General features: G+C 50.0%; 10 protein-coding genes and 1 pseudogene. 1 reads left to right on the top strand and 10 read right to left on the bottom strand.

Annotated elements, in window-relative coordinates:
- The 8 genes and pseudogenes from AC6RNO_RS15110 to AC6RNO_RS15075 form a co-directional block, all read right to left on the bottom strand.
- Positions 1–772, bottom strand: a pseudogene (locus AC6RNO_RS15110) (nitric oxide reductase activation protein NorD); the annotation flags it as partial.
- Positions 773–797: 25 nt separating this feature from the next.
- Positions 798–1,685 carry an AAA family ATPase gene (locus tag AC6RNO_RS15105; protein WP_497105913.1) on the bottom strand — a complete coding sequence of 296 codons (888 nt, stop codon included), beginning with the start codon at positions 1,683–1,685 and terminating at the stop codon, positions 798–800.
- A gap of 128 nt (positions 1,686–1,813) precedes the next feature.
- The gene (locus tag AC6RNO_RS15100; RefSeq protein WP_474681695.1) at positions 1,814–2,140 is read right to left on the bottom strand and encodes a hypothetical protein; all 327 of its coding nucleotides are present in this window, start codon (positions 2,138–2,140) and stop codon (positions 1,814–1,816) included.
- 90 nt (positions 2,141–2,230) lie between these two features.
- The gene (locus tag AC6RNO_RS15095) at positions 2,231–2,782 is read right to left on the bottom strand and encodes a hypothetical protein (protein WP_497105912.1); all 552 of its coding nucleotides are present in this window, start codon (positions 2,780–2,782) and stop codon (positions 2,231–2,233) included.
- 153 nt (positions 2,783–2,935) lie between these two features.
- Positions 2,936–3,091 carry a hypothetical protein gene (locus AC6RNO_RS15090; protein WP_474681697.1) on the bottom strand — a complete coding sequence of 52 codons (156 nt, stop codon included), beginning with the start codon at positions 3,089–3,091 and terminating at the stop codon, positions 2,936–2,938.
- A gap of 924 nt (positions 3,092–4,015) precedes the next feature.
- Positions 4,016–4,498, bottom strand: a complete 483-nt coding sequence (locus AC6RNO_RS15085; protein WP_497105911.1) for a hypothetical protein — start codon at positions 4,496–4,498, stop codon at positions 4,016–4,018.
- Positions 4,499–4,530: 32 nt separating this feature from the next.
- The gene (locus AC6RNO_RS15080) at positions 4,531–5,145 is read right to left on the bottom strand and encodes a trimeric intracellular cation channel family protein (protein WP_474681699.1); all 615 of its coding nucleotides are present in this window, start codon (positions 5,143–5,145) and stop codon (positions 4,531–4,533) included.
- Positions 5,146–5,164: 19 nt separating this feature from the next.
- On the bottom strand, positions 5,165–6,238 hold the full coding sequence (locus tag AC6RNO_RS15075; RefSeq protein WP_497105909.1) for a Gfo/Idh/MocA family oxidoreductase: 1,074 nt from the start codon (positions 6,236–6,238) through the stop codon (positions 5,165–5,167).
- Positions 6,239–6,453: 215 nt separating this feature from the next.
- Between AC6RNO_RS15075 and AC6RNO_RS15070 the strand changes: the two genes are divergently transcribed.
- On the top strand, positions 6,454–6,675 hold the full coding sequence (locus AC6RNO_RS15070) for a hypothetical protein (protein ID WP_474681701.1): 222 nt from the start codon (positions 6,454–6,456) through the stop codon (positions 6,673–6,675).
- Here AC6RNO_RS15070 and kapB read toward each other — a convergent pair.
- Positions 6,672–7,067, bottom strand: coding sequence for a kinase-associated lipoprotein KapB (kapB, locus tag AC6RNO_RS15065; protein ID WP_474681990.1), 396 nt, complete (start codon positions 7,065–7,067; stop codon positions 6,672–6,674). The genes AC6RNO_RS15070 and kapB overlap by 4 nt on opposite strands.
- The gene (locus AC6RNO_RS15060) at positions 7,067–7,414 is read right to left on the bottom strand and encodes a thioredoxin family protein (RefSeq protein WP_497105908.1); all 348 of its coding nucleotides are present in this window, start codon (positions 7,412–7,414) and stop codon (positions 7,067–7,069) included. The genes kapB and AC6RNO_RS15060 overlap by 1 nt, the downstream gene beginning before the upstream one ends.

Below are 7,414 nucleotides of genomic sequence, written 5' to 3'. Positions count from 1 at the left end.
CGGCGAGCCGCTTTGCTCGCGCCAGCTCGCCGCGATAACGGGCCGGCAGCGGCTCGTCCACGCCGCTGCCGGCCTGCGTCCAAAAGTACAGCGCCTGCGCATCCCGCTGCACCCGAAAAGACAGCGACTCCATGATCGACTCGCAGCAAGAGCCTACTTCCGCCGTATGCTCCGCATCTTCTGCCATTTCCAGCAGCGGGTAGAGCGGCAGAAGCCAGGAGTGAAGCGTCCGGTACGTCTCGGCCGCCTGTTCGTCCGCCTGTTCCGGCAAAGCCCAGGCCGCTCCCGTAAACCAGCCATAAATGAGCAAAACCAGCGCTTCCGCGCGCTCATTCTTGCTCATATGCATTTTCAACTTATGCTGAAAAAAAGCCGCATAAATACGATGCCTGCTGTCAAATACTTTCGAAGTTCCGGGCCGAAGCCTGCGGCATATCCGTTCCAACCGCATGTCTTCGCATAGAGCAAACAGTTGATTTGCCAACCTGGGCAGAGCCGCAGACATACAAAAATCCAAATAGTTGTCCACAGCCGAAGCCCCCGTAAACCATGCGCTGCCGATGCCGCGCAAATAGACGTCGCTCTTCATGCCCGCCTCCCGGTCGGCCGCAGGAAAATCGCGCCAAAATTGACTCACCGTCATTTTTGCCGCCGCTTCGTCATAATGAGAATGATATGCCGCTTCAACCTCCAGCTCCTTGACACGCGTAAACATCCGGGCCAGATCGGCCAGCTGCATATGCAGCATCGAGTCGATTTTATCGTCCAACAAGCTCAGTTTTCCTACAAACATCGGATTAGAACAACGTCTCCGCCGCATTGACTACGGCAGCACGTTCCCTCTCATCCGTCAATTTATCCGCAATGGCGCGGGTCACGGCACGTACGGGAGGAATGTACGCGGCCAAATCGCACGCATCCAGCAAAGCGCGGATCGATCCCGCTTCGTCCGGAAGCTGCCCCATTTGTATCAAAGTCAACAAATCCGCTGAAAGCTGAACAAAAGACCTCAGCAAAACCTCATTTTGTTGAATCGACTTCGTCCGCAGCAATTGATACAGCGATTCCCCTTGCAAATATGGCACATCAATCGTCACAAAACGATTTTTCAAAGCCTCATTAAGAGGCACCGTTCCGATATATCCTTCGTTAAGCGCAGCAATAACCCGAAAACCGGAACCCGCTGTAACCACTTCCCCCGTAAAAGGATTCGTAATCGATCTGCGATGATCCAAAACGCCGTTAATCAACGGCAGCGTCTCGGGCTTTGCCATATTGATTTCATCTATATAAAGAAAATGCCCCTTGCTCATCGACTTCATAATCGGCCCGGGCACGAATTCAATGCGTGCCGTTCCTTTTTCATCATGCGTCAGCGTTTTAAAACCAAGGAGCGCTTCCGCATCGAGATCCGTCGAACAGTTCACGGCATGAAGCGGTTGTCCGAAAAGAAAAGACAAATGCTCCGCAAGTTTCGTTTTGCCCGATCCCGTAGGTCCTTTCAACAGCACATTTTTCCCTAAAAATAAAGAGATAACCGCATCCGAAAGCACCTCTGCCTGCGGCGACTCGAACTCGGGACTGCCAATCAAACTTCCGTCTTCTTGTGTAAGACCGGCTTCATTCCGCACTTTTTGCGCGCGAATTTGTCCTTCCATTTCTTGCGGTATGAATAAAGTCGACATTGTTTGCCCTATCCTTTCCTGATATATCTACCTATAACTATTTATCAGGAAGAAAATGTTGTCAAGCCGCACCCACCCCGGCAAATGGAAAACCCCCAGCTTGTTAAGCTGAGGGCAAGCCGCTCACTCTAGTGCCGCTGCTGCTGCATCCCGGCATTGTTGAACGCTTGATTTTGTTGATAGGACTGCTGCTGCATATGAACAGCTTGTTCCAGTTGGGCACATATTTGCATGCAATGCTGCATTTGCTGCATCGCGTTCGCGTGTCCTTGCAAAGCGTGTTGGATCATCTGAGCCGCTTGATGTTCCCGCTGCGCCAATTGCTCGAGCTGCTGCGCATTTTGCTGCTCCTGATGCAGCAATTGTTCGTACAATTGGCTGCCTTGCTGGGTTTGCGCCATCATCTGGGAAATCACTTGCTGGCATTGATTGATTTGCTGCAAAATCTGATGCATCGTTTCAAAATTCCTCCTGAAAATCATATAGTAGCAGAACGGACTGCCCGACCATTATTATGGCTAATGTTTGCAAAATTAAACCGTTTTTTATGGAATCAAACGTTTTTGGCCTGTCGTATAATCCGGAAATGCATGCTGCACCATCGTATTAAATTCATTCAAATAACCGTCCATCGTCTTCCGCTCGCGCTGCTGCCTATCATAAAACAGCATTCTGCTTACAAAATGCGGATTAGTCGAAATAAAAACATTCGCTTCCGGATAAGCGCGGCGCAGCGCACTTCTAATCGCTTGCGAACTCTCGGCCGACAACGGCTTTGAAGAAACCCAGTCCAGTTGAGCACCTTTGCCTGAACCAAAAAGCCCGGCCCCTGCCGCCGGATCATTCTCGCCGCCCGGATTTTGTTGTGGGTCCTGACCCGCCTGTTGAACCGCCACATAAATATTGCTGCCGGCAAGCGCAACAGCGGCTGAACCTGCGTGAGCGGCTTTCATCAGCTGATCCGCCAAATCCCGGTTCATAGCCAAATGCACATTGTCGTGAGCCATGGAGCTGTCCACAGTCGGAACTTTCCTGACAGGCTGCGAAGTCTGGCTCAACGTCTTGGCGCCCAAAGAGGGATCCTCATTATTTTTCAAACTCGCATCCCAATTCCCTGCATATTTACTCGCGGATCCGGCCTGCTTTTCTGTTGACGCCTGGGAACACGCCGCCAACAAGAGCGCACAACAAGCAGCAAGCAGCAGTGCTTTCGTCCATATATTTCTCATGAAATCAAATCCCTTCCGCCCTTACTTGTTATCTGCCGGCCGGGCGTTGTGCGCATACGCAATAAGAGCAATATCTTGTTCCAACTCACGCTTCATCCGCTCTTCCAGGACGCGTAAATCCTTCAACAAATCCTCCCTGCTGTTCAGATCGGCAAACTGATACGACTCCATCTCCATATAACTCAAACCCCCTATTCAGGCAATTTTTGAACATTAATAATATGGACCAAAACCTTAATTCTTACGATAAAAAACAACTCCCCCCAAACCTAGGTCTCCCATGTCCGTGGTATATTCATTTCCCAGCCCTTATTGCCACTATCCCCTTCGGTCAGAAACTTCTCCTTAAACATTCACAGATCGATAACCCGATCGCCTCTTTCCGACGCTTATCTCTCCATTTCGCACCCCTTACTTCCACTATCCCCTTCAGTCAGAATGTCTCAAAATACGATCCTAGATCGTAAAGAAAAAGCAAGAAATCGGATTAGGTCTGATGAAACCATGAACCTAGAGCATGAAATCGAGTGTCGATCCGGTGAGGATACGTTTTTACATTGGTCACCGAAGTTGCTGTTAGTAAGGACGGGCAATAGTGCATGGGATTTTCCCCTGAGCCGCAGGGATAGTGGTCACATAGAGTCATCTGCGAAATGCCGCTCTCCCCTCACCCATTAATTCCCAATTAATAATCCCGCGACTTCCCATTACTTACTGCTGTTATCCCATTCTGCTAGTATGGTTTTCTTAACGCCAGTCCTGGAGCGTAAGTAATATGTCTTTCTTAAGCCCAATCTTAAACCGTGAACCTGGAGCATGAAATCGAGTGTCGGTCCGGTGAGGGTACCTTTTTACATTTATGTCACGGAAGTTGCCGACCGTAAGGATGGGTACAAGTGTATGAGGTTTCCCTGAGCCGAAGGGATAATGATCATAAGAAGTCGGCTGCGAGATACGCCCTTTGGAGTGGCCACTCCTAATCCTTTAACACGCGTACATTAGGAGGTTGTTTCCTTCCTTTACCCCTGGTTTTTGGGGAAGACTCTGAACATAAAAAAACCTGCAGACCGACAAGCGGTCGCAGGTTTTACGAGGTTGCTTTTATTCTTTTTTCTTACGAGTGTCGTCCAGGTCTTCCAGCAGTTTGCTAACGGATTCCGGGTCGACATGGCCGAGATCGCGGAATTGCCGGAGTTTGAGCAGCAGTTCGGCTGCGATTGCTTCGTCTGTCTGGTTGTCTTCTCCATAGGAGGGATCGAACCAGATGTAGAAGCCTTCCGGACCGTTGCGCAGAAACGGTTTATGCCAATGATCCGGATACGCATAGGGCTGCTCGCCGAAAATAAGTCCGAGCACGTCATCGCTATCGATAGGCATGAAATGATGGAACGTTTCCGGCACTCCTGTGTCGGCCAAATTTCGATGCATGTATGCGTAATGGAGATAATGTTCCCCGGTCTCGTTATCTTTGGCGACTTCGTACATTTCGAGCTCGCCGGTTTGCAGTTCTTTGACGGTGACGACGTGGGATTCCAGCATCTCGTAGGCGATTTTGGTCTTCCGCTGCAAGGATTCATCGTGCATGACGGATGTCCCTCCTTTCGGTTCGTTTTCGGCTATCCTGACATTGTGTTGCGCAATGATCTTTTGGGGAGTTTCCATTTGTTAACAACGGAAAGCATTCTTAGTATCACGATGATGGCAAAAAGTACGGCCAGTTGCCACGTTCCCTGCACCCAGCCTAATCCGATCATCGCGCCGGCCAGCATGCCCCATACCGCGTAGATTTCATCTTTTAAAACGAGCGGCTTGCGTCCGGCCAGCACATCGCGTATAATGCCCCCGCCGATTCCGGTCAATACCGCGGCGACGATGATCGCGCTTAACGGGTGGCCCATGTTCGTTGCGTACAGTGCGCCTTGAATGGAAAAGGCCGCCAGGCCGATCGCATCGAAGAAAGCTTCCCATGTTTTCCAAAGTCGGATGTATCGTACCGGCATGAAAAACACGAGTGTCATCGCAAACAGTGCAATCTGGAAGTATAAACCTTGTTCCCAAAGCAATGTTACGGGCTTGCCGATGAGCAGGTTGCGCACGACGCCCCCGCCGAATGCCGTCACAAGCCCTAACACGTAGACCCCCAATATATCATATTCTTCTTCCATCGCCACAATCGCTCCGCTCACCGCAAAAGCGATCGTGCCGATGATGCTGAACAACTCCCAGTTCACTGCCTGCAGCTCCTGTTCCTTAGATGTCCCAATTCAGCTCTATTTCTCTTCCTGTTTGTGAGGAACGGTAAATGGCGTCTAAAATCAGGTTATTCGTATATCCGGTCATAACGGAAGTAATCGGCTGTGCGCCATCGCGGATGCAGGCCAGAAAATGCTTTGCCATTCGAACGCGCGAGCCTTCGTCGCGATCCGGGATGACAAGATCGACATCCGCTTTCCGGTCGAATACCTCGGCCAGCAGTTTGCCCGTGTTGCCGCGGATGGAAGCTCCGCCTTCAGAGCCAAGCAGCTGCACGTAAGGCTGCTCATCCGAATCTACCAGCGCAGCCCAACTAACGTCCAGGGAAAGCGTCGCCCCGTTATCCAGCTTAATCAAGGCAGTCGCCAGATCTTCTACGTCGTAGGTCCCGTTCCAGTTCGGGGTTCCCCAGGAGCCGATACCTTTTTTGCGCGGTCCGAACTCCGAATAGGTGGCGCCATATACGGATACTGGCTTAGGATTGCCCATGAGATACAAGGAAAGATCCAGCATATGTACGCCAAGATCGATCAGAGGGCCTCCGCCCGATTTATTCATTTGCGTAAACCATGTACCCCAGCCCGGAATTCCTTTGCGCCGGACCCAGCCCGCTTTTGCATGATAAATATGCCCCAAGGCGCCTTTTTCCGCCTGTTCTTTCACCTGCATCGACAACGATTCCCAGCGGAGCTGGTGCGGGATCATCAGTACTTTGCCGGCTTTGCGCTCGGCTTCAACGATCTTTTGAGCTGATTCAAGGTTGATGGCCATCGGCTTTTCGAGCATGACATGTTTGCCCGCTTCCAAAGCCTGCACGGCGATCGGCGCATGCCATTCGTTGGACACGGCGATGATGACCGCATCGATGGATGCGTCAGCGAGCAATTTTTCCGATGTTTCGTATACGTTCTCGATCTGATACTCTTTCGCTCTTGCTTCCGCCAGCGGCAAATAAACATCGGTTACCGCAGCGATTTGCGCTTCCGGGATCTTTTTTAACACTTCCATATGGACATTGCCGATATTCCCGGCGCCGATAACTCCAATGCGAATCGGACTTTGCTGACTCATACGACTAACGACCTCCGCAACAATTTATAATGCAATCTTCACTATTATAAATCCGGGCATCTGCCGCCGCAACAGCATGCGGACAAAAATCATTGAATACATTGAAAATAGCCCGAAATGCGTAAGGCTAAAACTTTCCTAATAGTTCAATGAAACATATCTAACATTTGTTGTGTATCCTTAAGTTGAAAGTGATCGGAATAGGAGGGAAGAACATGCAAGCGATAACTATCAAGTTCAAAAATAAAGCGATCCCGGTGCTCAATTACACGCAAAAAAGATCGCAAATGGGCCAACTGTCCAGCAAGTTAAAGGAGCTTGAGCTTAATTTTGAATTTCGCAAAAAATTAAAAATGATCTCATTGATCGAGATCATCGGCGATGTTGCTATTTTTAAATATAATGACGGCACGAAGCTGTACCTTGAAGTTTCTTAGGATTTTTCCGGAAAATATTCCTTACTGAGCGTCTCAAGCTCCTGCAGAGAGCGTTTAGCCCATGCTTCCAGATCCGTCAGCTTGTTCATTTGCGCCATAAGCGCTCTCTTCAGTGAATCTTGATAATCCGGGACGTTGCCGGCGTAGGCTCTGATCGTTGAAATCGGCATCAAGGCGATCTCCTGGAAAGCAAGCGCTCTGCGTTGGTGAAAAAAAGCTACGCTGCCATCCATCGGATTATGCAAATCTCCTTGCGCCGGATGTTCCTTCACGGCCAAAATGCGCACCGCCGCCTTCATTGAATTCGTGAGTTCCACGATTTCTCCGTAATATCCTCCTGTTTTGTACTCTGCGGTAACGCGGTCTCCTACTTGAAAGGATCCTGTACTCATCATTCATGACCTCCGTTTATTTCGTTATTTGGCCTGCTTAGCGGCAGCAGCTTTAAATACAATTCGTCCACTGATTTCATACTGTACAAAAATTCCATTTCTTTATCGCGCTCTTTCATGACTATGCATGGAACGCTTTTGATTCGCCAATCGCAGACAAGCTGAGGCAAAAAATTAATGTTGCTTTTATAAAGAGGCAGCTCGGGCAGCATCGTCAGGATGATGCCGAGCATGCGCTCGGTCAATTGGCAAGTTCCGCAGAACGGCGTGTACAAAAATACTCCGAATGAGGGGCCGTTCCCGTCTTTCGTGTGATCCAGCAGCTGCTGCTGCGTCCATTCCTGCAT

It is taken from the genome of Paenibacillus sp. sgz302190 (assembly GCF_059820445.1).
The sequence above is the reverse complement of the archived record's forward strand: the minus strand, read 5'-3'. Positions and strand labels throughout refer to the sequence as shown.

What these genes read in the sequence shown, in the direction of transcription:
- AC6RNO_RS15085 (WP_497105911.1), bottom strand. Translation starts at nt 4,498, where the DNA reads ATGCACGATGAATCCTTGCAGCGGAAGACCAAAATCGCCTACGAGATG.
- AC6RNO_RS15105 (WP_497105913.1), bottom strand. Translation starts at nt 1,685, where the DNA reads ATGTCGACTTTATTCATACCGCAAGAAATGGAAGGACAAATTCGCGCG.
- AC6RNO_RS15090 (WP_474681697.1), bottom strand. Translation starts at nt 3,091, where the DNA reads ATGGAGATGGAGTCGTATCAGTTTGCCGATCTGAACAGCAGGGAGGAT.
- AC6RNO_RS15060 (WP_497105908.1), bottom strand. Translation starts at nt 7,414, where the DNA reads ATGCAGGAATGGACGCAGCAGCAGCTGCTGGATCACACGAAAGACGGG.
- AC6RNO_RS15075 (WP_497105909.1), bottom strand. Translation starts at nt 6,238, where the DNA reads ATGAGTCAGCAAAGTCCGATTCGCATTGGAGTTATCGGCGCCGGGAAT.
- AC6RNO_RS15100 (WP_474681695.1), bottom strand. Translation starts at nt 2,140, where the DNA reads ATGCATCAGATTTTGCAGCAAATCAATCAATGCCAGCAAGTGATTTCC.
- AC6RNO_RS15070 (WP_474681701.1), top strand. Translation starts at nt 6,454, where the DNA reads ATGCAAGCGATAACTATCAAGTTCAAAAATAAAGCGATCCCGGTGCTC.
- kapB (WP_474681990.1), bottom strand. Translation starts at nt 7,067, where the DNA reads ATGAGTACAGGATCCTTTCAAGTAGGAGACCGCGTTACCGCAGAGTAC.